The sequence below is a fragment of the Bradyrhizobium oropedii genome (genome assembly GCF_020889685.1).
Taxonomy (GTDB): Bacteria; Pseudomonadota; Alphaproteobacteria; order Rhizobiales; family Xanthobacteraceae; genus Bradyrhizobium; species Bradyrhizobium oropedii.
In genome coordinates this window covers 13,259-34,721 of record NZ_JACMYO010000059.1, presented here as the reverse complement: position 1 = coordinate 34,721, position 21,463 = coordinate 13,259, and the positions used below count along the sequence as shown (strand labels likewise).

The window sequence follows — 21,463 nt, the reverse complement described above, 5'->3', positions numbered from 1 at the left end:
GCTCCCGGACGCAGTACCGGCCCCCAGCCTCAGTACAGCCCGCCCGTCCCTGATCGCATCACGGCCCGATCCGCATCCGGCGAAATCGGCTGCTGGGTGCCGTCGATCACGTCGGTGCCGGCGACCAACGAGGAATCATAGGCCGGCGGCGCCTGGCCCGGCTTGAAGGCTTCGAGCACCACGCCCTTCTGACCGGACGAGGCGCGCAGGCCCGTCTTGGCGTCGACAAGCACCAGCCGGATGCCGACCGGCTGCTTGAACGGGGTGGCCGGCTTGTCGGCGAGCGCGAGCTTCAGGAAGTCGCGCGCGATCGGCGCCGCGGTGTGACCGGCCTGCGCGTTGCGGCCGAGCGAGCGCGGCTTGTCGTAGCCAACATAGAGGCCGACCACGAGGTCCGGCGAGAAGCCGACGAACCAGAGATCCTTGGCCTCGTTCGAGGTGCCGGTCTTGCCGGCGAGCGGCTTGCCGACGTCCTTCAGCGCCGTGCCGGTACCGGCCTGAATCACGCCCTCCATCAACGAGGTGATCTGGTAGGCGGACATCGCGTCGAGCACCCGCTCGCGACGGTCGACGAGCTGCGGCTCGGGCTGGTTCTTCCAGCCCTCCGGCGCGTCGCAGCCGCGGCATTCGCGCTGGTCGTGTTTGAAGATGGTGTGGCCGTAGCGGTCCTGGATGCGGTCGATCAGGGTCGGCTTCACGCGGACGCCGCCATTGGCGATCATCGAATAGGCCGTGGCCATCCGCATCACCGTGGTCTCGCCGGCGCCGAGCGCATAGGCGAGATAGTTCGGCAGCTCGTCATAGACGCCGAAGCGTTTTGCATACTCGCCGATCAGCGGCATGCCGATCTCCTGCGCGAGCCGCACCGTCACGGTGTTGAGCGACAGGCGCAGCGCGTTGCGCAGCGTCACCTGGCCCTGATATTTGCCGGTCGAGAAGTTCTCCGGGCGCCAGACATTGCCCTGCCCCTGGTCGATCTCGATCGGCGCGTCGATCATGACGGTCGATCCGGTATAGCCGTTGTCGAGCGCCGACGAATAGACGATCGGCTTGAACGTCGAGCCGGGCTGCCGGTAGGCCTGCGTGGCGCGATTGAACTGGCTCTGGTCGAACGAGAAGCCGCCGACCATCGCGAGCACGCGGCCGGTATGCGGATCCATCGCCACCATCGCCCCCGACAGTTCGGGGATCTGGCGCAGCCGGTACTGGCCTTCGATGGCGCGGCCGTCCTTGAAGAGCGGGTCGGCATAGATCACGTCGCCGGGCTGCAGCACCTGCGAGACCGCCGTAGGCGTCTTGCCCTTGCTCCTGGCCCAGCGCACGCCGTCCATCGTGATGATGCCGGTCTCGCGCTGCTTGCTGATGGCGCCGCCGAGCTCGCGGCCGGGCTGGAAGCCGATCCGCGCCGACTGGTCGTTGCTCTCGAGCACAACAGCCATTCGCCACGGCGAGATGTCGGAGAGCGACTTGATTTCGGCGAGCGGCACGCCCCAGTCGGCGGAAAGATCGATCTTCTGGATCGCGCCGCGATAACCCTGCTGCTCGTCATAGTTCACGAGCCCCGCCACCATCGCCTTGCGCGCCATCACCTGGACCTTGGGGTCGAGGGTGGTGCGCACCGACAGGCCGCCTTCATAAAGCTTCTTCTCGCCATAGCGCTCGAAGATGTCGCGGCGGACCTCTTCCGAGAAATATTCGCCGGCGAAGGTGTGCGCGCCGTTGCTGCGGTTGGTGACGGTCAGCGGGTCCTTGCGCGCCTTGTCGGCGTCGGCCACGCTGATCCAGCCGTTCTCCTGCAGGCGGTCGATCACGTAGTTGCGGCGCTCGATGGCGCGCGCATGGTTGCGTACCGGATGCAGGCTGGCCGGCATTTTCGGCAGCGCCGCCAGATAGGCCGCTTCGGCGACCGTCAGTTCATTGACGGACTTGTCGAAGTAGACCAGCGAGGCCGCCGCGATGCCGTAGGCGCCGAGGCCGAGATAGATTTCGTTGAGATAGAGCTCGAGGATCTTGTCCTTGGAATAGGCCCGCTCGATTCGCATCGCCAGCAGGGCTTCCTTGATCTTGCGGCTGAACGACACCTCGTTGGTCAAAAGGAAGTTCTTGGCGACCTGCTGGGTGATCGTGGAGGCGCCCTGCGGACGACGATTGGAACCGAAGTTCTGGACGTAGGAGACGCCGGCGCGCGCCATGCCGGTATAATCGATGCCGCCATGCTCGTAGAAATTCTTGTCCTCGGCGGCGAGGAAGGCGTTGATCACGAGCTTCGGCACTGCCTGGATCGGCAGGTACAGCCGGCGCTCCTTGGCGAATTCACCGAGCAGCGAACCGTCGGCCGCGTGGACGCGGGTCATCACCGGCGGCTCGTAGTTCTGGAGCTGCGAATAGTCGGGCAGATCCTTGGAAAAATGCCAGAACAGTCCTGCGACGGCGGCCAGACCAGCCAGGAACAGGATGGTTCCTGCGGTGAACAGGAACCCGAAGAACCGCAACAGAAATTTCATCGACCAGATTTCCGTGGCGAATACGTCGCTCGTTCTGAGCGCGCTGCGTGCCACTTAGGCCGCCCGGTATATCGGTCGCTCCCGTGACCTGCAATTCAGCACCGGATAATTAAAGCGCGCCAGGCGTCAAACTTATGCCATAGAGCCCGGCTCGCGCGCGCAGCCAAATCAGCAGACCTTCCCGGCCTGGCCCGGCCTGGCGAGCCCCCGGGCGCGGCTGCGTCCACCATGCGCTATAGCGCCGCTCGATTCGCGCACGCCTCGCCGAATCCTGCTCCCCTTGATCGCCGTGCTTGCGCCGAGGGCGCGCTGCGAAAGGAAAGTGCTGGACGGACCGACGCTTTCCCTACCCGGCTGCCGTTGCGGGCAATCATCCACCAGAAAACCGGTGGACAGTGCCGCGGCGCCCACCGGATCAATGATTTGTTAACTATAACTACCGCAAGTTGTTGGCATACACGCAACTCGCGACGGGCTGATTTCCATGGCACTGCGCGGATTTAAACGGCCTTTTGCGGTCGACCAGACCGTACTCGGATTTCCAAGACCGCCCACGTCGGCCATGGGCACGGAAGCCTTGGACCTCGTCTATCAGGCGGCGGACCTGTTCCGCAGTATCGAGGACAGGGCCCGCGCCGGGGAAGCCCGCGCCGAGGCTGCCGAACAGGCGCAGCTCGAAATCATCGCTGCCACCGAGCGCAAGCTGAGGGATGCGTCGCGGGCGCTCGAAGAAGCCCGGCGGCGCATCGAGTCCCAGCAGGAGCAGCTCGATGCGGCTGAATTCCGGGCCCAGGCCGCCGAAGCCGAGGCGCGTGAAGCCAAGCAGTCGTTGGCCCTGGTCGAGGACGCGATCCGCCGGCGCCTGCTGCTGACGAGCGGGCACGACGACGGCAGGTCGAGCGCCGTCGCCTGAGGCACCACCGATTTTCGCCCGCTGCGGCCCTGCCCGGCCGCCACCACGCGATCATGCAACGACAATCAGTAGCCGCTAGCGAGCCCCGAGTTACGGCGCGGATCGTTCGCGCCATAGAAGCGGTTGTTGCCGACCGGCTCACCACCGAGCGCCGGCGCGCCGATGACGATGACCGCGAGGTGATTGGCCGGCTGCGGCGGAGCGAACTTGTGGCCCATCCCTTCCAGGATCTTCCGCGTGTCCGGCGACAGCGTGTAGTCCTCGAGGTTGGTCAGCTCCGGAAGCCACTGCTGATGAAAGCGCGGCATGTCGACGGCTTCCTGCGCGTTCATGCCGTAGTCGACGGCGTTGATCATTGTCAGCAGCACGGCCGTGATAATGCGGCTACCGCCCGGAGTGCCCAACACCATCACCGGCTTGCCGTCCCTGGTCACGATGGTCGGGCTCATCGAGGACAGCGGGCGCTTGCCCGGGACGATGGAATTGGCCTCCCCCTGCACCAGGCCATAGAGGTTCGGCACGCCGACCTTGGCGGTGAAGTCGTCCATCTCGTCATTGAGCAGCACACCGGTCTTGGCCGCGGTCACCTTGGCGCCGAACCAGTCGTTCAGCGTGTAGGTGACCGACACCGCGTTGCCGTCCTTGTCGGCGATCGAATAATGCGTGGTGTTGCTGCCCTCGTGCGGCGGAACGCCGGGCTTGATGTCTTTGGACACCCCGGCCTTGGCCGGATCGATCGCAGCGCGGATCTTCGCCGCATAGTCCTTGTCGAGCAGGCGGTCGAGCGGATTCTTCACGAAGTCGGGATCACCGAGATAGCTGTTGCGGTCGACATAAGCGTGGCGCATCGCCTCGATCTGGTAATGCACCGCCTGCGCGGAGTGGTAGCCGAGCTCCTTCAGCGGATAGCCCTCGAGGATATTCAGCATCTCACAAATGACAACGCCCCCCGAGCTCGGCGGCGGCGCCGAGACCACGTGGTAGCCGCGATAATCGCATTCGACCGGCGCGAGCTCGCGCACCTTGTAATTATCGAGATCCTCCTGCGTCAGCAGTCCCTTGCCGGCCTGGCTCGAAGCGACGATGGCCGCGCCCACCCAGCCTTTGTAGAAACCGTCAGTGCCGCGCTTGCTGATCTCGCGCAGCGTCTCGGCAAGCTCGTGCTGCGTCAGCCGCTCGCCGACCTGGAACGGCTTGCCGTTGTTCAGGAAGATCGCCGCCGAGGCCGGATCGTCCTGAAAATCCTTGGTCGAGGTCTGCAGCATGCTGACGTCGCCCTGGTCGAGCACGAAGCCGTCCTCGGCGAGCTGCAGCGCCGGTGCGATCACGTCCGCACGCTTCATCGTGCCGTATTTCTCGCGCGCATATTCCATCCCGGCCACCGAGCCCGGCACGCCGACGGCGAGATGTCCCTTGGTCGACAGGCCGGGGACGACGTTGCCGTCCTTGTCGAGATACATGTTGGCGGTGGCGCCCTTCGGCGCGGTCTCGCGGAAATCCAGGAAGGTCTTGCGGCCGTCGGCAAGCTGGATGGTCATGAACCCGCCGCCACCAAGATTGCCGGCGGCGGGATAGGCCACCGCAAGCGCGTAGCCGACCGCAACCGCCGCATCGACGGCGTTGCCGCCCCGCTTCAACACCTCGACGCCGACTTGCGTTGCGAGATGCTGCGCCGAGACCACCATGCCGTTCTCGGCAGCGACCGGCGCGACCGATGCCGCGCGACCTGGCACCGCCGACATGAGGCCGACCGAAACAATCGCGGCGACCATCCACCGCGCGTGCGCTGTTGAGTTTTGCATGGGAGCCTCCCCGGGGAATGCCGACTTGTCGCGGCTTGCGGTGCTATCTCAACGCGTACATCTAGCAGGCCGCTCGCTTGCGCACTATAGGCGCAGCGCCCCGCTCAGCGCTTGCCCGCAACCGACTGTGGCGTCTGCCATAGGCCGCGTAGATCACGAGCCACACCGCGAGCCTGATCCAGGTGTCGAGCGGCAGGCCGAACATCAGGAACAGCGAGGTTCCAGCGGCTGCCGGGGCCACCAGCCAGATTGCGGGCGCTTTGAACGGCCGCGGCAGTTCCGGATCGCGCACACGCAGCACCAGCGTGCCGATCGAGACGAGTTCGCCGACCAGTCCGATCGGCAGCAGCAGTCTTCGTAGCCCGGATGAGCGAAGCGACATCCGGGATTCGCTCCGAATCTGGGCCCAGATCCGCGCATATCACTTCGCTCATGCGGGCTACGCTGGATCATCAAATCACGCCGCCGCCCGCTGAATCATCAATCGCGTCGCGATGGGCGCACACGGCGGAGAAAAGCCCCTGGCGGGCATGCCGGAGGCTTCGGAGGTCGTACTGAAGATGGAAGGAACACCTCTTTTGGTTGTGGTCAATGAGACGTTTGAAAACTCAACTTTCCGAAGCGATCTCTCGCGAACCGCGATAGTTCACCAGTTGCGCTGAGCGCGGAGGAGCAGGAGGACCGTATTCTGGTCCTTCAGCTCGTACAAAGCTGCGGGCTTGCCGATAGGAGTGCTGGGCGCCACGACTGTACCTGCGCTCTTCTGATCCAGATGGGTGTAGGTCAAGTCCGCCGAGAAGGTCAGGTTCTTGACGGGGGTCCACTGGGTCTGCGTACCGATCTGCGCGATGTTGTAGTCGGGGTTGCAGGTAGTCATAGCAGCTCCGCCGCCCGCGGGATTAAGTGCGCTCCGGAGCGAACCACCGACGCCGCCAACACCACAGATGAGCGTCTTGGCCGTGTCGTTGTACATAACAGCCGCATAAGCACCGTAGATCGACGTGTTCCAGTACGGGTTCCAGTTGTGCACGTATGCACCGCGGAAGCCCCAGGTCTTAACCAGCTGCTGCTGTGTTCCGGTCGCGAACACCGAGTCGGGCGCAACGCCGAACCCTACGCTCTGATAGGCGCCAGCCAGATTGGTGCCGCCAAAAATGGTATTCTGGCCTGCCGAACCGGCGAGGTCCTGGATGTTGTAGCGGGTCGCACCGTCCGTATACACACCCTGCATGTTGATGGTGTCGCCCGGTCCGGTCGGGATGTTCTTGATCGACAAGGCCAATTGACCAGCCCAGCCCCACCTGTCGTCCGGATGACCGGTCAACTCAGTGCCGCCGTAGTAAGCCGCATGGTTATCATGCGCCGCGAACGAAGCCTGGAACAGTCCCCAAGCCTGGTCGACACGCAGCATCGCGACGAAGTCCGGAGCAATCGTGCCGGCATAGTCGCTCGCGCCGAAAGGACCGGTGGCACCGATAGCGGCGCCGATCGGACTGAGGGCGCCAAGATTGGCCACACCAGCCTGATAGTAGGCCGTCTGATCCTGAGCCGACAGAGACAGCGACACGCCGTTGCCGAACTCAGCGGTGTAGGTGAACTGGTTCACACCCGTGACCGTGCCGCCGCCGCCGACGAGACCGTCGAAGTTGTTGCCCGGATAGTTGGCCCACGGAGCCGAGAACTGCGAGACCGCCTTACCGATGGTGAAGCCGGCGAACTGGATGAAGGCGTAGTAGACGCCGACCGTACCAGCCGCAACCGCACCCGTATTGGCGTTGTTCGGCGCCTGAACGCCGGCGATCGGCGAATAGACGGTGCCGCCAACGCCGTTGCCGGCGTAGGTGTCCGAGGTCCAGTTGAACGTCGCATCGAAGAAGGTGCGCACCACGCCGTACTCGGTCGCAGTGCGCGTATCGATGTTCAGGTCTTCACGCGAACGCCAGGTGTAGCCGTTGGTGAAGCGGTTCCGCGCGCCAGCGGCGCCCGAAGTGTTGCCGGTGTTGTCAATGTTCGAGTTCGCCAGGACGTCGACGCGCAGGTAGCCGCCCAGCTTGATGCAAGTGTCGGTGCCCGGGATGTAGTAGAACCCTGGACCATAGAGCGAGCAAACCTTCACATACTCGATCGCCTTGGCCTTGACCGGAAGGTCGGCCGCCTTGGCTCCCCCGGCTGCGACGAGAACCGCCACCGAGCCGAGGATAAAGCTGTTCGAAATTTTCATGTTAACCCCCAAGTTCACGTATGTCAGGAAAGGCCACGGATCGCTCGGTCGCTCAGCGCCTTCGACACACCCTCCAATGCCCCGAGGGTCCGCCCATTCCTCACCGATTCTGAAAGCGCGAAAACAGCCTAGCGGATGGATGTACCGGGGCCTTACGAATTGTTCTGATAGGCCTCATCAGCTCTGCTAATGAGCTAATGAGGCAGCCGGGTCGACCGCTGCGATGGACGGGCTTGGGAACGCGGCCTTATGCGCCGCTCGCTCGCAGCCGGCTGTGACGTCGACCATAGGCCGCATAGATCACAAGCCCGATCACCAGCCACACCGCGAGCCTGATCCAGGTGTCGAGCGGCAGGCCGAACATCAGGAACAGCGAGGTTCCAGCGGCCGCCGGGGCCACCAGCCAAATTGCGGGCGCCTTGAACGGCCGCGGCAGTTCCGGATCGCGCACGCGCAGCACCAGCGTGCCGATCGAGACCACCGTGAACGCGAACAGCGTCCCGATCGAGACCAGTTCGCCGACCAGCCCGATCGGCAGCAGGCCCGCGAGGACCGCGGCAATGGTGCCGGAGAAGACGGTCGAGACGTAGGGAGTCCGGAAGCGCGGATGGATCTTTGCGGCAAAGCCCGGCAGCAACCCGTCATGCGCCATGGCGCGAAAGATCCGCGGCTGCGCCAGCAGCATGATGAGGATCACGGATGTCAGTCCGAACAGGATGCCGAGCTTGATGAACGGACCGAGCCAACCGATGCCAACGGCATCGATACCGACCGCGATCGGATCGGGCACGCTGAGCCGATCATACGGCACGATACCGGTCAGCACGAAGCCGACCGCGACATAGAGCGCGGCGCAGACGACCAGCGAGCCGAGAATGCCGATCGGCATGTCGCGCTCCGGCACCTTCGCTTCCTGTGCGGCAGTCGAGACTGCGTCGAAGCCGATATAGGCGAAGAACACCACCGCTGCACCACGGATCACGCCGGACCAGCCGAACACGCCCGGACCGGCATTCGGCGGAATCAGCAAGCCCTCCGGATTGCTCGACGTCACCCAGTTCGCGAGCGTCACCGAGGAGGCCGCGGTGGCGAGAAACAGCGCGATGACGACGAGCTTGACCACGACGACGAAGCTGGTGAAGCGCGCGGACTCGCGAATGCCGACCACGAGCAGCGCGGTGACGAAGGCGATGATCGCCATCGCCGGGATGTTGACCACCGCACCGGTCGACGACCACGCACCGCTGTTGGCGTCGTAGGCGAGCGGCGCCGAGGTGAATTGCTGCGGCAGATTGATGCCGAAATCGCGCATGAAGCTGACGAAATAGCCGGACCATCCGACCGAGACCGCGATCGCGCCGACCGCGTATTCGAGGATCAGGTCCCAGCCGATGATCCATGCGATCAGTTCGCCGAGCGTGGCATAGGCATACGTGTAGGCGCTGCCGCAGATCGGCACGGTCGACGCCATCTCGGCGTAGCACAGGCCGGCGAAGGCGCAGGCGACGGCACCAAGCATGAAGGAGAGCGTGACGGCGGGACCGGCATTGGCGGCCGCCGCGTGCCCGGTCAGCACGAAGATGCCGGCGCCGATGATGCCGCCGATGCCGAGCGTGACCAGCTGCAACGCCGACAGCGAGCGCTTGAAGACCGGCGTCTCCGCGTCGCCGTCGGCCCGTGCCGCCTCCCGCAACAGCTCGGAGGTCGACTTTCGATCCCAGAAGCCAGCCAGGGTGTCCGTCACGCCAGATGCCCTCCGCCGCTCGGGCCCGGCGGGACCCGACGCGATCAGTGGACTATAACGCGCCCAACGTCAGGTCGTTCGCGCGGATGGCGACGGCCGGAGCCCTTATCCACCACCAACCGGGGTACCGCGCCCCTATTGGCAGGGATGACGGCGACCGTCGCGGCCAAGGAAGGTGCCGGACGCCGGGTCGAACGAACGATAACGGGCGCAAGAGGACGGTGCCGGCGGGATGGCGCCGTAGGCGTTCTCCGGGTTGCCGCTGCGCTGCGCCGCCTGCGCCTCGCCCCATGGCGTGAGAGCACCGCCGTTGATCGCACTCCGCCCCGGATTCTGGGCGTCAAAAAGTGCCGGCTCCGATATCTGGGCCGCCACCGGCGTGAACGTCATTCCCACCAGCAGCACGGCGGCTGCAACGGCCTTGAGCCCGGCCATATGACCTCTCCGATGCATCAATTGAAAATTGCCCTGGGTAGCAGGAACGCCCTCGTGCCCGGGCTTGATGTGGTGACGATCAAATTCCGGGCACAGGGGCAGCATGTCACAATGCTGCGAGGCTGCCCCAGTGGGGCACGACGACTGCGGTTCGCGACAGACGTCCGGCCCGCCGCTCAGCGGTTATGCACGTCAGGCCGCGGGTCGGAGACGAACCCGTCGCGGTTCGGCATCTTGACCGCCGCAAGCGACTTGGCGTCGAGCACGGCATTGGCGGGCACGATGCCGTTGAGGCTGAGGATGTAGGCGGACACCGCGTAGACGTCCTCATTGCTCAGCGACTGCGGCGCATTCTGCGGCATTGCGCGGCGGATGTAGTCGAACAACGTCGGGGCATACGGCCAATAGCTGCCGACGGTGCGGATCGGTTTGGGGCTCGCCAGCGTACCCTGTCCGCCGACCAGGCGATCGCCGACGCCACCCTGCCCGCTGTCGCCATGGCACGCCGTGCACTGCTCGGCGAACACGGCGCGGCCGCGTTCGACACTGCCGCTGCCCGGCGGAAGGTTGGAGCCGTCGCGACCGATATCGATGTTCCAGCCCGCGATCTCCGCAGGCGTTGCCGGACGCCCGATGCCGAAGCGATCCTCGGCCTGCGCAGCAGCGGCAAGCATCGCGATCGCCCCCACGAGAAACGCCGCCTTGAGCTTACGCCTGGCCATTGGTCACCTCGCCATTCGCATCAATGCGCCAGGGCCAGATTGCGTTGTTGTGGTAGAATGAGTTGAGGCCACGCACCGCCACCAGTTCTGCCAGCGTCGGCTGGATGTAGCCGGTCTCGTCGATGGCGCGGCTCTGGATCACTGCGGGGGTGCCGTCCCAGTGCCAGGGCAGTCGGAAGCGCGTGAGCGCGCGCGTCAGCACCGGCTCCTGCAGCTCGGCCTGTTGCCAGCTCTTGCCTTCGTCGAGCGAGACCTCGACGCTCTTGATCTTGCCGTGGCCACTCCAGGCGATCCCCGTGATCTCGTGAAAGCCATGTGTGGTCAGCTTCTGGCCGCCGGACGGCCGCGTGATGATCGACTTGGCTTCCATGTAGAAGGTGAATTCGCGCGACGTGCCGTCGGGCATCGGGTCGGTGTATTTCGAGGTCTCCTCGCGCGAATAGGCCGGCTCGGCGACGACCTTGAGCCGGCGCAGCCATTTCACGTTCATGTTGCCCTCGAAGCCCGGCAACAACAGGCGCAGCGGATAGCCTTGTTGCGGACGCAGCCGCTCGCCGTTCTGGCTGTAGACCAGCATGGCGTCGTCGAGGCATTTCTCGATCGGGATCGAGCGCGTCAGCGCGGCCGCATCGGCGCCCTCGGCAACGATCCATTTGGCGCCGGCCTGCAGGCCGGCTTCGTCCAGCACCGTCTTGAGCGGCACGCCGGTCCACTCCGCGCAGCTCAGGAGGCCGACGAGGTCGGAGGCCGTCTTGCCGTAGGGCTTGGTGTAGACCGGATTGCCGGAGCACTCGAGGAAGTGAATCCGCGACTGCGACGGAAAGCGGCGGATGTCCTCCATCGTGAACACGAGCGGGCGATCGACCATGCCATGCAACATCAGCCGGTGCTCGGCCGGATCGATGGTCGGCACGCCGCCATGGTGGCGTTCGTAGAACAGGCCGTTCGGCGTGATGATGCCGTCGAGCTCCTGCAACGGCGTACGGCCCGAAGCGGAGATATATTGCGGCAGCGTCTTCGAGATGTTCTTGATGACGCCTTTCTCGTGGACCGAGGGCGCGCCGTAGGGCTGGCTTCCCATTGGGTCGCCCGGCGTTTTCATCCATTCCGGTACGCTGGGCGGAAGATTATTCCCTTGTTCGGCAAGCGCGGTAGAACCGGAAACTCCCGCGATCGCGGAGCCACCGGCCAGTGCTGCACCCGCCTGAAGGAAACGCCTGCGAGACGCCTCTCGCACGCGCTTGTCCGTCGTGTGTTCGCTCATCGACGTTTTCCTCTGACGTTAGGCGATGCAGCCTAACACCAAACGCCCGAGGCGAGGCAATGGTCCCGCGCGCAGAGCTGCATCGACGACGCCTCGTGGCGGTCACATCTGTTCGCCGGGCATTTGGCTGGCCTGCTTCACCCAGGCGGCGAACTGGGCTTCATCGAGCTCGTCGTTCTCGTGAATGTCGAGATAACGCGTATGCTGCTGCTTGGACTCGCCCGGCGGCACCGGATGCAGCGACGCGCCGCGAAAGAACGCTACTTTGACGTAGCGCGCGAAGACATGGATACCGAGGAACCAGCCTTGCCCTTCCATGCCGTAGAGTGGCGAATTCCACTTCACCGCCTTGTGCACGCCGGGGATGGTGCGCACGATGAGGGCGTCCAGCTTGCGTCCGATATCGCGCTTCCACCCCGGCATCGCCGCGATATAGGCTTGCACGGGTGCGTCACCATACCCCTTCGCGATCTGCGGATTGCCGCCCGAGAGCAGGCGCGGCTTTGCAGTATCGCGCTTCGCGGCGCTCTTCACGCTCTTTTTGGCACCCTTCTTCGCGCTTTTCGCCGACGTCTTGGGCGTCTTGCCAGCCATTGTGCTTGTTTCCATCGGTTCGTGTATCGCGCACGGCGTCGGCCGCTCGAACCGGATCATATCGACCGTGCACCCATGTTGTCGTCATCGACCGCGGGTGTTCGCGGCGGCGTATCGACGCGCGCGACCTTGCGCGCTGCGGCCGAAGCCTAACCGGTCACTGGCGGCGTGCCGTGGGTGTGGAACGACTCGATCGTCTTCAATCCCCAGGCCTGTCCCTTCTTGCGCTCCTCCTCGGTCCACACGATCGGCTTCCAGTCCGGCGCGAGGATCAGGCGGGCGCCTGCATTGGCGACCTCGACGCGGTTGCCGCCGGGTTCATAGACGTAGAGGAAGAAGGTCTGCTGGATCGCGTGCTTGTGCGGCCCGGTCTCGATATGGACGCCGTGCTCGAGGAAAATATCCGCGGCCCGCAAGATCTCCTCGCGGCTGTCGAGCGCGTAGGTCACATGATGAAATCGGCCACGCTTGCCGTAGTAGTCGCGCGTGTAGGCGAAGTCGTAGCTCTTGTTCGACATCGTCATCCACATCGCCGCTTCAGTGCCGTCGTTGAGCACGATCTGCTCGGTGGTGCGGCATCCCAGGTAGTTTCGAAAAACAGGCGGTTGGCCCTGATATCGACCGCGAGGCAGTTGAGATGATCGAGCCTGCGGACGTTGACGCCGCGCGCCGGAAAGCGCTGCGCCTGGTTCTTCAACGCGGGCTTCAGTTCGGCCGGCGCCTCGTACCATTCGGTCTCGTAATAGAGTTCGATGACGTGGCCGTCGGGATCGCGGCAGCGGAATGCCGGTCCCTGCCCCATGTCATCATCGACCCAGCCGATGTCGAAGCCCGAGCCCTTCAGCGCGGCGACGCGGCGTTCGAGCGCCTGCGGGCTGCGCGCCCGCAGCGCCATGTGCTCCATCCCTGAGGTGTTCGATGCGGTCAGCTTCAGCGAATAGCGTTCGTAGTCGTCCCAGCCGCGCAGATAGACCGAGCCGCCCTTTCGGCCGCTGACGGTCATTCCCATGACGTCGACGAAGAATTTCAGACTCTCGTCCGGCTTCGGCGTCAGCAGCTCCATGTGCCCGAGATGAGCGAGATCGAAGATCGGTTCCGGCTGCATGGGGCGGTCTCCTTCGGCGACGGCGCCGGATCGACGTCGTTCCAATCGGGCGGCGAGCGGCGGCGCGTCGATTTGTACCAGTGTACAAAGGATTAGGTCCAGTCAACAAATTAGTGGCGCCGGCGACCGCGGCAGCATCGGCAGTCAGCCCTTCGACGCCATCACCGGCGCCGATCGGTGCGGCCGGGACGCGGTCGCCGACACCGTCAGCGCGACGGCGAGCGCACACACCATGCACAGCTTCATCCGCGCGGTGCGGCGATCGGTCATCGGCAGGAAGAAGAAGAACGCGATCGCCAGAACGAGCAGCGCATTCACGAGATGATACATGGCCGAGCCCTCTTGTTGCGGATCAACAAGATGGCCGGCGCGGCCGCGGCAGTCCGTGCCGGGAATCACAGAGTGAATGCGGTCGAGGCCGGCGGTCAGGCGACCGAGACGACCTTCTCGCGATGCGACGACAACAGCTTGCGGATCTCGACATCCGGCACCGGCCGGCTGAACAGATAGCCCTGCATCTCGGTGCAGCCGAGGACGCGAAGCAAATTGCGCTGCTGCTCGGTCTCGACGCCTTCGGCGGTCGTCGTCATGTCGCTCGCGGCGGCAATGTTCACGACGGCCTGGACGATCGTGGACGATGCGCCGGTACCGGCGAGATCCTTGATGAAGGCGCGGTCGATCTTGATCTTGTCGAACGGGAAGCGCTGCAGGTAGCTCAGCGACGAATAGCCGGTCCCGAAATCGTCGAGCGCGATGCGGACGCCGAGCTCGCGCAGCTGATGCAGCATATCGAGCGCGGCCTCGTCGTCGCGGATCAGCACCGCCTCGGTGATCTCAAGCTCGAGCCGCGAAGGCGCGAGCCCTGACGCCGCGAGCGCAGCGGCGACGTTCAGCGCCAGCGTCTCGCTCTTGAACTGGATCGGAGACACGTTGACCGCGACATGGATATGGTCCGGCCAGTTCACGGCTTCCCGGCACGCGGTGTTGAGCACCCAGTGCCCGAGATCGTTGATCAGGCCGGTATCCTCGGCGACCGGAATGAAATCCGCGGGCGAGATGGTGCCGCGTTCGGGATGACGCCAGCGCAGCAGCGCCTCGCAGCAGCTGACCCGGCTGTTCTCGAGATGAAGCAGCGGCTGATAATGCAGCTCGAAGCTGCCGTCGACGATGGCCTGGCGCAGTTCCAGCTCCAGGCTGCGCCGCGCCTTGGCACGCGCGTCCATGCCGGCCTCGAAGAAGCGGTAGGTGCGGCGGCCGTCGCTCTTGGCGCCATAGAGCGCGAGGTCGGCGTTGCGCAGCAATTGATCGAGTTCGAGGCCGTCGGCGGGCGCGACTGCAATGCCGATGCTGGCGTCGGTGGTGATCAAATGCCCGCTGCACTCGATCGGCTGGCGGATCGCCTGATAAATCGCGGCCAGCAGCTGCATGGTCTGGGTCTGGTCGCGGACCGCGGTCTGGATTACCGCGAACTCGTCACCGCCGAGCCGCGCCGCGACATCGCTCTCCCCGAGGCAGGAGCGCAGGCGATCGGCAATTGCCCTGAGCAGTTCGTCGCCGATCTGATGGCCGAGCGCATCGTTGACGCTCTTGAACTCGTCGACGTCGATATACATGACCGCGAGCTGCTCGTCGGGCTCGATCGCCCTCAACGCCTGCTCGAGGCGCTGGCGGAACAGCACACGGTTGGGCAAATCGGTCAGCGCATCATAATGCGCCATGTGGGCGATCTTGTTCTCGGAGCGCGTGCGCTCGGTGATATCCTCGATCGTCGCCACCCATCCGCCGTCCGGCAGCGGCGTGTTGACGATCTCGATCGCGCGCCCGCCCGGCGCCTGGGTCAGCTGGCGCGTCGCCTTGCCGAGCTTCACATTGTGGATGATGGCGTCGCAGAACTCGTCGACGTCGCCATCGAACGAGCCGGTCTCCTGTCGGTGCGCGATCAGCCGCTGCATGGTGCAGCCAGGCTTCGCCACGTCGGGCGAAAGCCCGAACATCCCGATATAGGGACGGTTGCAGATGATGATGCGCGCCGACGCATCGTAGAGCACGAGCCCTTGCGGAATGTTGTTCACGGCCGTGATGAGATTGCGCCGCTCGGTGGCGAGCCGCGCGTCGGAGACTTCATGCCGCTTCAGCAACAGGAAGACGATCGTGGCCATGATCGCAAATGCCGCCATCAGCAGGCCTTCGCGCTCGCTCCACTGTGCAGTCACGGTTCCGAGCAGGCTGCCGACCAGCAGACCGGCACAGAATGCCAGGCCCTTGGTCGAGCCGGCGTCGGCATTTCCTGACGATGAATTGCGGTGTTCGATGCGCACGCTGATCTCTCCCGAGCGCGGCATCGTTACGCAGCACAAATGGAAAGGTCGTTACAACTCGCAGTTAGCAATCGGTTACACGATACCTGGAGATCGCAGACGACAAATCGCATCGAGAACCCCGTAAACCTACGGAGCCATCGATGCACTCCTCCGAGATGGTGAATCCCGCATTAACGGAAAAACCGCGAAACAGTCGCGGCTGTGTCAGAAAGCGACGATTTCGCCGCCGATGCGCCTAACGGCGCACAATCTCGCGGTACGATAGAAACAAATCGTCACCGGGAAGGTGTAGATTTAGCCGATGCGAAACCCCGGCGACTTAACGGTTTTTCCAATCCCGGGCGGGCATATTGGTCCGAACATTTAGATTTTGAGAACGAGCCAGGCGAGAACTGTGACATCCTTCGGACGTGTGATCTCTGTGCGCGGCTCGCAGGCCCGGATTGGGCTGCTGGCGGGCGGCCAGATGCAGTTTTCAGAAATGCGGGCAACCGTGGGCCGGTTCGTCAGCATCCGCTGCGCGAGTTCGGTCATCGTCGCCATGATCACCGAGGTCACCTGCGAGCACCTGCCGCCGTCCGACGAGTATATGGCGACCGCCTCGGTCGACCTGCTCGGTGAAATCCTGGGCGGCGACCGGCCGAAATTCCAGCGCGGTGTCACCCATTATCCGACCATCGGCGACAGCACCGATCTGATCACGAACCAGGAGCTGCGCACGGTCTATGCGCCGAGCGGTTCGGACCAGATCAATGTCGGCACGCTGCAGCAGGATCGCTCTGTCATCGCCTATGTCGACGTCGAGGAAATGCTCTCCAAGCATTTCGCGGTGCTCGGCTCGACCGGCGTCGGCAAATCCACCGGCGTGTCGCTGCTGCTCAACGAGATCCTGAAGTCGCGGCCGAACCTGCGCATCTTCCTGCTCGACGTGCACAACGAATACGGCCGCTGCTTCGGCGAGCGCGCGCAGGTGCTCAACCCGCGAAACCTGAAGCTGCCGTTCTGGCTGTTCAACTTCGAAGAGGTCGTCGACGTGCTGTTCGGCGGCCGGCCCGGCGTGCCCGAAGAGCTCGACATCCTCGCCGAAGTGATCCCGATGGCGAAGGGCATCTACACCCAGTACCAGAACTCCGACCGGGTCGGCCTCGGGCTGAAGCGCGTCGATCCCAAGCAGGTCGGCTACACCGTCGATACGCCGGTGCCCTATCGCCTCGTCGACCTGATCTCGCTGATCGACGAGCGCATGGGCAAGCTCGAGAACCGCTCCTCGCGCATCATCTATCACAAGCTGATCTCGCGCATCGACGCGGTGCGCAACGATCCGCGCTACGCCTTCATGTTCGACAATGCCAATGTCGGCGGCGATACCATGGCCGAGGTGATCAGCCATCTGTTCCGCCTCCCCGCCAACGGCAAGCCGATGACCATCATGCAGCTCGCCGGCTTCCCCGTCGAAGTCGTCGATTCCGTGGTGTCGGTCTTGTGCCGCATGGCGTTCGATTTCGGGCTGTGGAGCGACGGCGTCTCGCCGATGCTGTTCGTCTGCGAGGAGGCGCATCGTTACGCCTCCGCCGACCGCAATATCGGCTTTGGACCGACCCGCAAGGCGGTGTCGCGCATCGCCAAGGAAGGCCGCAAATATGGCGTCTATCTCGGCCTGATCACCCAGCGTCCGGCCGAGCTCGACGCCACCATCATCTCCCAATGCAACACGCTGTTCACGATGCGCCTTGCCAACGACCGCGACCAGGCGCTGCTGCGCTCCGCGGTGTCGGATGCCGCCGCCAATTTGCTGTCGTTCGTGCCCTCGCTCGGCACCCGCGAAGTGCTGGCATTCGGCGAAGGCGTGGCGCTGCCGACGCGGCTGCGCTTCAAGGAGGTGCCGCCGCACCAGCTGCCGCGCGGCGAGGCCACCATCGCAACGGTGCCGTCGGTCACCGCCGGCCATGACATGCATTTCGTCAGCGCCGTGCTGGAGCGCTGGCGCGGCGCCACCTCGCATCGCGACAGCCCGAGCGGTGACGCCAATTTCAACCCTCCGGCGCCGCCGCGCACCATGGCGCCCGCCGAAGCCCCGATGCTGCAGCCGTCGCTTGGCCTCGATCCGGACCGCTTCTCGCTTCTGAAGAAGCCGCTGCGCTAGCATCATTCCGCCAAGGCGCCGATCCGCCTTGCGCCCAAGGCGTCATCGACTATGGTTTCGCGTGACGCCGCATCGATGCGGCATGCCGGAACCATCTCATGACGCAGCCGACCGCAAAGCGCTTCCCGACGCCCGCTCTCGATAGGCTCCCCGAGGATATCCGCACCCGCATCCTCGCGGTGCAGGAGAAGTCCGGCTTCGTGCCGAACGTATTCCTCACGCTGGCCTATCGCCCCGATGAATTTCGCGCCTTCTTTGCCTATCACGACGCGCTGATGGAGAAGGACTCCGGCCTCTCCAAGGCCGAGCGCGAGATGATCGTGGTGGCGACCAGCGCCGCCAACCAGTGCCAGTATTGCGTGATCGCCCACGGCGCGATCCTGCGCATCCGCGCCAAGAATCCGGAGATCGCCGACCAGATCGCGGTCAATTATCGCAAGGCCGACATCACGCCGCGGCAGCGCGCGATGCTCGACTTCGCCATGAAGGTCAGCCGCGCGGCCGAGGAGGTCGCTGAGGCGGACTTCGCCGCGCTCGCCGTCCATGGCTTCAGCGACGACGACGTCTGGGACATCGCTGCCGTCGCGGCGTTCTTCGCGCTCTCGAACCGGCTCGCGAACGTCACCGGCATGCGGCCGAACGCCGAGTTCTACATGCTCGGGCGGCAGCCGAAATAGAGGACAGCTTGTAGAGGACATCTTGGCAGACTGGAGCGAAATCGTCCTGCGTCTCGGTGCGGCGACCCTTGCCGGCAGCGCGATCGGGCTCGACCGCGACCTGCGCGGCAAGCCGATCGGCCTGAAGACGCTCGGCCTCGTCAGCCTTTCGACGGCTACCGTCGTGCTGCTTGCCTTGCAGGCGGTCGATCCCGGGAAATTCACCGATGCCGTCAGCCGCGTGATCCAGGGCGTGCTGACCGGGATCGGCTTTCTCGGCGCCGGCGTGATCGTCCGGCGGGGCGACCGCTATCACGTCCATGGCCTGACCAGCGCCGCATGCGCGTTCTTCGCCGCATGCGTCGGCATCGTCTGCGGCGCCGGACATTGGCCGATCGTCCTCACCGCGCTCGTGCTGGCATTCCTGCTGCTAACCTTCGGCAAGCGGACCGAGCGGTGGCTGCACCACGTGCTCGGCGGCAAGGAAGATCCTCCCCAACCGGAGCGAGCGCCCGGTCAGTCGTCAGACGCCGGCCCGCACCAGCCGGGCAAATAGACCGCTCCTCCGCTGCGTCCCAGCGCCAGCCCCTTCTCCAGCGCCTTGGCGAAATTGTTCTCTACCGTCTTGCGCGGGATGTGGCGGCGCAGGAAATCGGCCCACAGGAATTCGCTGAACGGCGTCGTGTCCTTGGCGAAGCCGCCGGCCCGGCGCATCTCGCCGGCAAGGCTGCGGAACGGATCGTCCTTGAGATCCTTGATCGACTTCGGAATGTCCCTGAAGTGGCAGCGCTCGCCTTTGGAATTGTAGGGATAGACCCAGCGCTTGTTGTCCATCACGCCCCAGAACACGTCACGCTCGACCATCGTGAGATCGCCGATCACCGTGACCAGGATGTCCTTGACGCCCTCCTCGTGCAGCGCCCGAGCCATGTGATGGTGATCGACCACGTAGTAGCGATCGTCGGGTCCATGGACCACCGGGATCATGTGCTTGCCAAGCAGCTCGGCGCGCTTCTTGCTCGAGCTGTGCTCGCGCCAACGCTTCCGCTTCTCCTTCACCTCGTGCATGCCGACCGTCATCTGGGTCGGTCGCAACGACATGATCGGGACCGGTTTGACGTAAGGCTCGCGCGTATGGGCCATGAATTGTACTCCCGTTTGACCGGCACTCCGGAATGGGTTCCATTATGACATGATGCCACAGGCAGACGAAAGGGCTGGTTCGGCGGAATGGCTTTGAGAGCAAGCGATCGAACGAAGGCGCGCACGATCCGCCTCGGCAACCGGGAGGTCGTGACCGAGGGGTTAGAGCTCAGCTTCTGGGCAGACATCAGCCATCGCTGCATGACGGCATCCTGGCCCGCCTTTATTGGCGGTGCAGCATTGGTGTTCATCGCCTTCAATGCCGCGTTCGCCTTGCTCTATTGGCTCGGTGATCACCCGATCGCCAACGTGCCCGACGGCCAATACGTCGACTACCTTTATTTCAGCATCGAAACACTTTCGACCGCCGGCTACGGCGACATGCACCCGCAGACGCATTACGGGCACTTCATCGCCACCATAGAGCTCTTCACCGGCATCTTCTCGATGTCGCTGATGACCGGACTGATCTTCGCGCGCTTCTCGCGGCCGAGCGCTCGGCTGCTGTTCGCCGACTATCCCGTGATCTCGAACCATGAAGGCCAGCCGACGCTGATGATCCGCCTTGCCAACGAGCGGCACAACATCATCGCCAATGCCACCGCGCGGCTGTGGCTGTTCAAGAACGGCGTCAGCAAGGAAGGCATGCCCTATCGCCGGTTCTACGAACTGCCGCTCTCGCGCAGCGAAAGCCCGGCGCTGGCTCTAAGCTGGACCCTGTTTCATGTGATCGACCAGGACAGCCCGCTCTACGGCCTCGACGCCGCAGACCTGGAAGCCGTCAATGCCGGTCTCGGCCTCATCGTGTCGGGCTATGACGACGTTGCAGCGCAAACTGTGCATGCGCGAAAATCCTACGAACATTCCGACGTCCGCTTCGGCCATCGCTATGCCGAGATCCTGCAGGCGACAGACGACGGCCGCCTCAGGATCGACTACAGTCGGTTCCACGAGACCATCGAGGGATAAATACTACCTCTGCGCGCATCAAGATTCTAGGTGTGAAGTGCAGCGAACGTGCTACACATGAACGGCGACGCGACCGGACTGACAACAGTGAAGACGCAGCGGCCAATTTCCTCGGATGACGAGCACGTGGTGCTCAAATTCCGGCCGCGTACCTCAGCGCAGCCGCCAGGCAAGCGCGAGGAGCCGGTCCGTTCGACCCGCCCGGCTTCCGTCGCTCCTGTTTCCGTCGCCAACGACCTCTCTCGCTATGAGAAGCCGCGCGAGGAGCCGGACGATTTCCGCCAGCGCATGCTCGCCAACATCGCCGCCTTCGCCTTCACGGTGGCACTCACCGCGATCGGTATCTGGCTCGCCATGAGCATCGCCGATTTGCGCAAGACCCAGGATTGCGTGCTGATGGGTCGCCGAGATTGCGCGAAGATTACGGTGATGCCGCGCAGCTAGGCTCACCGGAACCGTGCCCAAAAACCGTCCTTGCCAGGCCGGCCAAGCTCCATTGAACTAACGGCCCTGCTCCGATATACGGGCACACGACTCCGGCAGCAGCAATAGGGAATTCCGGGGCAACGCGCCCGCCTCCTCCACGTCGATCCGGAATTACCTTCAATATATCAAAGGCTTAATGATGTCCTCCACATTCGAGCAGATCGCCAACATTATCGCGGAGACCTGCGACATCCCGCGCGATACGATCAAGCCGGAGAGCCACGCGATCGACGATCTCGGGATCGACAGCCTCGACTTCCTCGACATCGCCTTTGCCATCGACAAGGCATTCGGGATCAAGATGCCGCTCGAGAAGTGGACCCAGGAGGTCAACGACGGCAAGGCCACGACGGAGCAGTACTTCGTGCTGCAGAATCTCGCCGACCGCATCGACGAGTTGGTTGCGGCCAAGAACGCGGGCACGGGCTCGGGCTCGTAATC

General features: G+C 64.3%; 18 protein-coding genes and 2 pseudogenes. 7 read left to right on the top strand and 13 right to left on the bottom strand.

Annotated elements, in window-relative coordinates:
* Nucleotides 1-29: 29 nt before the first annotated feature.
* Nucleotides 30-2,504 carry a penicillin-binding protein 1A gene (locus H8A95_RS18430; RefSeq protein ID WP_229184402.1) on the bottom strand — a complete coding sequence of 825 codons (2,475 nt, stop codon included), beginning with the start codon at nt 2,502-2,504 and terminating at the stop codon, nt 30-32.
* Between the two features lie 577 nt (nt 2,505-3,081).
* Between H8A95_RS18430 and H8A95_RS18425 the strand changes: the two genes are divergently transcribed.
* Nucleotides 3,082-3,417, top strand: coding sequence for a hypothetical protein (locus H8A95_RS18425; protein ID WP_229184401.1), 336 nt, complete (start codon nt 3,082-3,084; stop codon nt 3,415-3,417).
* A gap of 65 nt (nt 3,418-3,482) precedes the next feature.
* Here H8A95_RS18425 and ggt read toward each other — a convergent pair whose 3' ends face one another.
* The 11 genes and pseudogenes from ggt to H8A95_RS18370 form a co-directional block, all read right to left on the bottom strand.
* The gene (gene ggt / locus H8A95_RS18420; RefSeq protein ID WP_229184400.1) at nt 3,483-5,219 is read right to left on the bottom strand and encodes a gamma-glutamyltransferase; all 1,737 of its coding nucleotides are present in this window, start codon (nt 5,217-5,219) and stop codon (nt 3,483-3,485) included.
* Nucleotides 5,220-5,280: 61 nt separating this feature from the next.
* A pseudogene (locus H8A95_RS18415) lies at nt 5,281-5,568 on the bottom strand (amino acid permease C-terminal domain-containing protein); the annotation flags it as partial.
* Between the two features lie 297 nt (nt 5,569-5,865).
* Nucleotides 5,866-7,440: a porin gene (locus H8A95_RS18410; RefSeq protein WP_229184399.1), complete on the bottom strand. Its 1,575-nt coding sequence runs from the start codon at nt 7,438-7,440 to the stop codon at nt 5,866-5,868.
* Between the two features lie 247 nt (nt 7,441-7,687).
* Complete coding sequence (locus H8A95_RS18405; protein WP_233287100.1) at nt 7,688-9,172, bottom strand: amino acid permease; 1,485 nt, start codon at nt 9,170-9,172, stop codon at nt 7,688-7,690.
* A gap of 147 nt (nt 9,173-9,319) precedes the next feature.
* Nucleotides 9,320-9,619 (bottom strand): BA14K family protein, encoded by a 300-nt coding sequence (locus H8A95_RS18400; RefSeq protein ID WP_229184397.1) that lies wholly within the window; start codon nt 9,617-9,619, stop codon nt 9,320-9,322.
* A 176-nt stretch (nt 9,620-9,795) separates the two neighbouring features.
* Nucleotides 9,796-10,293 carry a c-type cytochrome gene (locus H8A95_RS18395; protein WP_420839423.1) on the bottom strand — a complete coding sequence of 166 codons (498 nt, stop codon included), beginning with the start codon at nt 10,291-10,293 and terminating at the stop codon, nt 9,796-9,798.
* Nucleotides 10,294-10,327: 34 nt separating this feature from the next.
* On the bottom strand, nt 10,328-11,605 hold the full coding sequence (gene soxC, locus H8A95_RS18390) for a sulfite dehydrogenase (protein ID WP_229184395.1): 1,278 nt from the start codon (nt 11,603-11,605) through the stop codon (nt 10,328-10,330).
* 102 nt (nt 11,606-11,707) lie between these two features.
* On the bottom strand, nt 11,708-12,199 hold the full coding sequence (locus tag H8A95_RS18385) for a DUF1801 domain-containing protein (protein ID WP_229184410.1): 492 nt from the start codon (nt 12,197-12,199) through the stop codon (nt 11,708-11,710).
* A gap of 149 nt (nt 12,200-12,348) precedes the next feature.
* Nucleotides 12,349-13,304 (bottom strand): annotated as a pseudogene (locus tag H8A95_RS18380) (catechol 2,3-dioxygenase).
* 144 nt (nt 13,305-13,448) lie between these two features.
* Nucleotides 13,449-13,634, bottom strand: coding sequence for a hypothetical protein (locus H8A95_RS18375; RefSeq protein WP_229184394.1), 186 nt, complete (start codon nt 13,632-13,634; stop codon nt 13,449-13,451).
* A 95-nt stretch (nt 13,635-13,729) separates the two neighbouring features.
* Nucleotides 13,730-15,622, bottom strand: a complete 1,893-nt coding sequence (locus H8A95_RS18370; RefSeq protein WP_420839420.1) for a putative bifunctional diguanylate cyclase/phosphodiesterase — start codon at nt 15,620-15,622, stop codon at nt 13,730-13,732.
* Nucleotides 15,623-16,019: 397 nt separating this feature from the next.
* Between H8A95_RS18370 and H8A95_RS18365 the strand changes: the two genes are divergently transcribed.
* The 3 genes from H8A95_RS18365 (at nt 16,020) to H8A95_RS18355 (ending at nt 18,980) form a co-directional block, all read left to right on the top strand.
* Nucleotides 16,020-17,768, top strand: a complete 1,749-nt coding sequence (locus H8A95_RS18365) for an ATP-binding protein (RefSeq protein ID WP_229184393.1) — start codon at nt 16,020-16,022, stop codon at nt 17,766-17,768.
* Between the two features lie 98 nt (nt 17,769-17,866).
* On the top strand, nt 17,867-18,445 hold the full coding sequence (locus tag H8A95_RS18360) for a peroxidase-related enzyme (protein WP_229184392.1): 579 nt from the start codon (nt 17,867-17,869) through the stop codon (nt 18,443-18,445).
* 22 nt (nt 18,446-18,467) lie between these two features.
* Nucleotides 18,468-18,980 carry an MgtC/SapB family protein gene (locus H8A95_RS18355; protein ID WP_229184391.1) on the top strand — a complete coding sequence of 171 codons (513 nt, stop codon included), beginning with the start codon at nt 18,468-18,470 and terminating at the stop codon, nt 18,978-18,980.
* On the opposite strand, the gene H8A95_RS18350 is transcribed toward H8A95_RS18355, so the two are convergent.
* Nucleotides 18,941-19,567, bottom strand: coding sequence for a ParB-like protein (locus H8A95_RS18350; protein WP_229184390.1), 627 nt, complete (start codon nt 19,565-19,567; stop codon nt 18,941-18,943). The two genes, H8A95_RS18355 and H8A95_RS18350, sit on opposite strands and share 40 nt — an antisense overlap.
* 87 nt (nt 19,568-19,654) lie before the next feature.
* Between H8A95_RS18350 and H8A95_RS18345 the strand changes: the two genes are divergently transcribed.
* The 3 genes from H8A95_RS18345 to H8A95_RS18335 all read left to right on the top strand — a co-directional run bounded on the left by H8A95_RS18345 (nt 19,655) and on the right by H8A95_RS18335 (nt 21,461).
* Nucleotides 19,655-20,536: an ion channel gene (locus H8A95_RS18345; RefSeq protein ID WP_229184389.1), complete on the top strand. Its 882-nt coding sequence runs from the start codon at nt 19,655-19,657 to the stop codon at nt 20,534-20,536.
* An 87-nt stretch (nt 20,537-20,623) separates the two neighbouring features.
* Nucleotides 20,624-20,980, top strand: a complete 357-nt coding sequence (locus tag H8A95_RS18340; RefSeq protein ID WP_097672665.1) for a hypothetical protein — start codon at nt 20,624-20,626, stop codon at nt 20,978-20,980.
* A 181-nt stretch (nt 20,981-21,161) separates the two neighbouring features.
* Nucleotides 21,162-21,461 carry an acyl carrier protein gene (locus H8A95_RS18335; RefSeq protein WP_163152729.1) on the top strand — a complete coding sequence of 100 codons (300 nt, stop codon included), beginning with the start codon at nt 21,162-21,164 and terminating at the stop codon, nt 21,459-21,461.
* Nucleotides 21,462-21,463: the final 2 nt, after the last annotated feature.

Coding starts and splice junctions, on each gene's coding strand:
- H8A95_RS18430 (WP_229184402.1), bottom strand. CDS start 2,504: ATGAAATTTCTGTTGCGGTTCTTCGGGTTCCTGTTCACCGCAGGAACC.
- ggt (WP_229184400.1), bottom strand. CDS start 5,219: ATGCAAAACTCAACAGCGCACGCGCGGTGGATGGTCGCCGCGATTGTT.
- H8A95_RS18410 (WP_229184399.1), bottom strand. CDS start 7,440: ATGAAAATTTCGAACAGCTTTATCCTCGGCTCGGTGGCGGTTCTCGTC.
- H8A95_RS18400 (WP_229184397.1), bottom strand. CDS start 9,619: ATGGCCGGGCTCAAGGCCGTTGCAGCCGCCGTGCTGCTGGTGGGAATG.
- H8A95_RS18395 (WP_420839423.1), bottom strand. CDS start 10,293: ATGCTTGCCGCTGCTGCGCAGGCCGAGGATCGCTTCGGCATCGGGCGT.
- soxC (WP_229184395.1), bottom strand. CDS start 11,605: ATGAGCGAACACACGACGGACAAGCGCGTGCGAGAGGCGTCTCGCAGG.
- H8A95_RS18385 (WP_229184410.1), bottom strand. CDS start 12,199: ATGGCTGGCAAGACGCCCAAGACGTCGGCGAAAAGCGCGAAGAAGGGT.
- H8A95_RS18375 (WP_229184394.1), bottom strand. CDS start 13,634: ATGTATCATCTCGTGAATGCGCTGCTCGTTCTGGCGATCGCGTTCTTC.
- H8A95_RS18360 (WP_229184392.1), top strand. CDS start 17,867: ATGACGCAGCCGACCGCAAAGCGCTTCCCGACGCCCGCTCTCGATAGG.
- H8A95_RS18350 (WP_229184390.1), bottom strand. CDS start 19,567: ATGGCCCATACGCGCGAGCCTTACGTCAAACCGGTCCCGATCATGTCG.
- H8A95_RS18345 (WP_229184389.1), top strand. CDS start 19,655: ATGGCTTTGAGAGCAAGCGATCGAACGAAGGCGCGCACGATCCGCCTC.
- H8A95_RS18335 (WP_163152729.1), top strand. CDS start 21,162: ATGTCCTCCACATTCGAGCAGATCGCCAACATTATCGCGGAGACCTGC.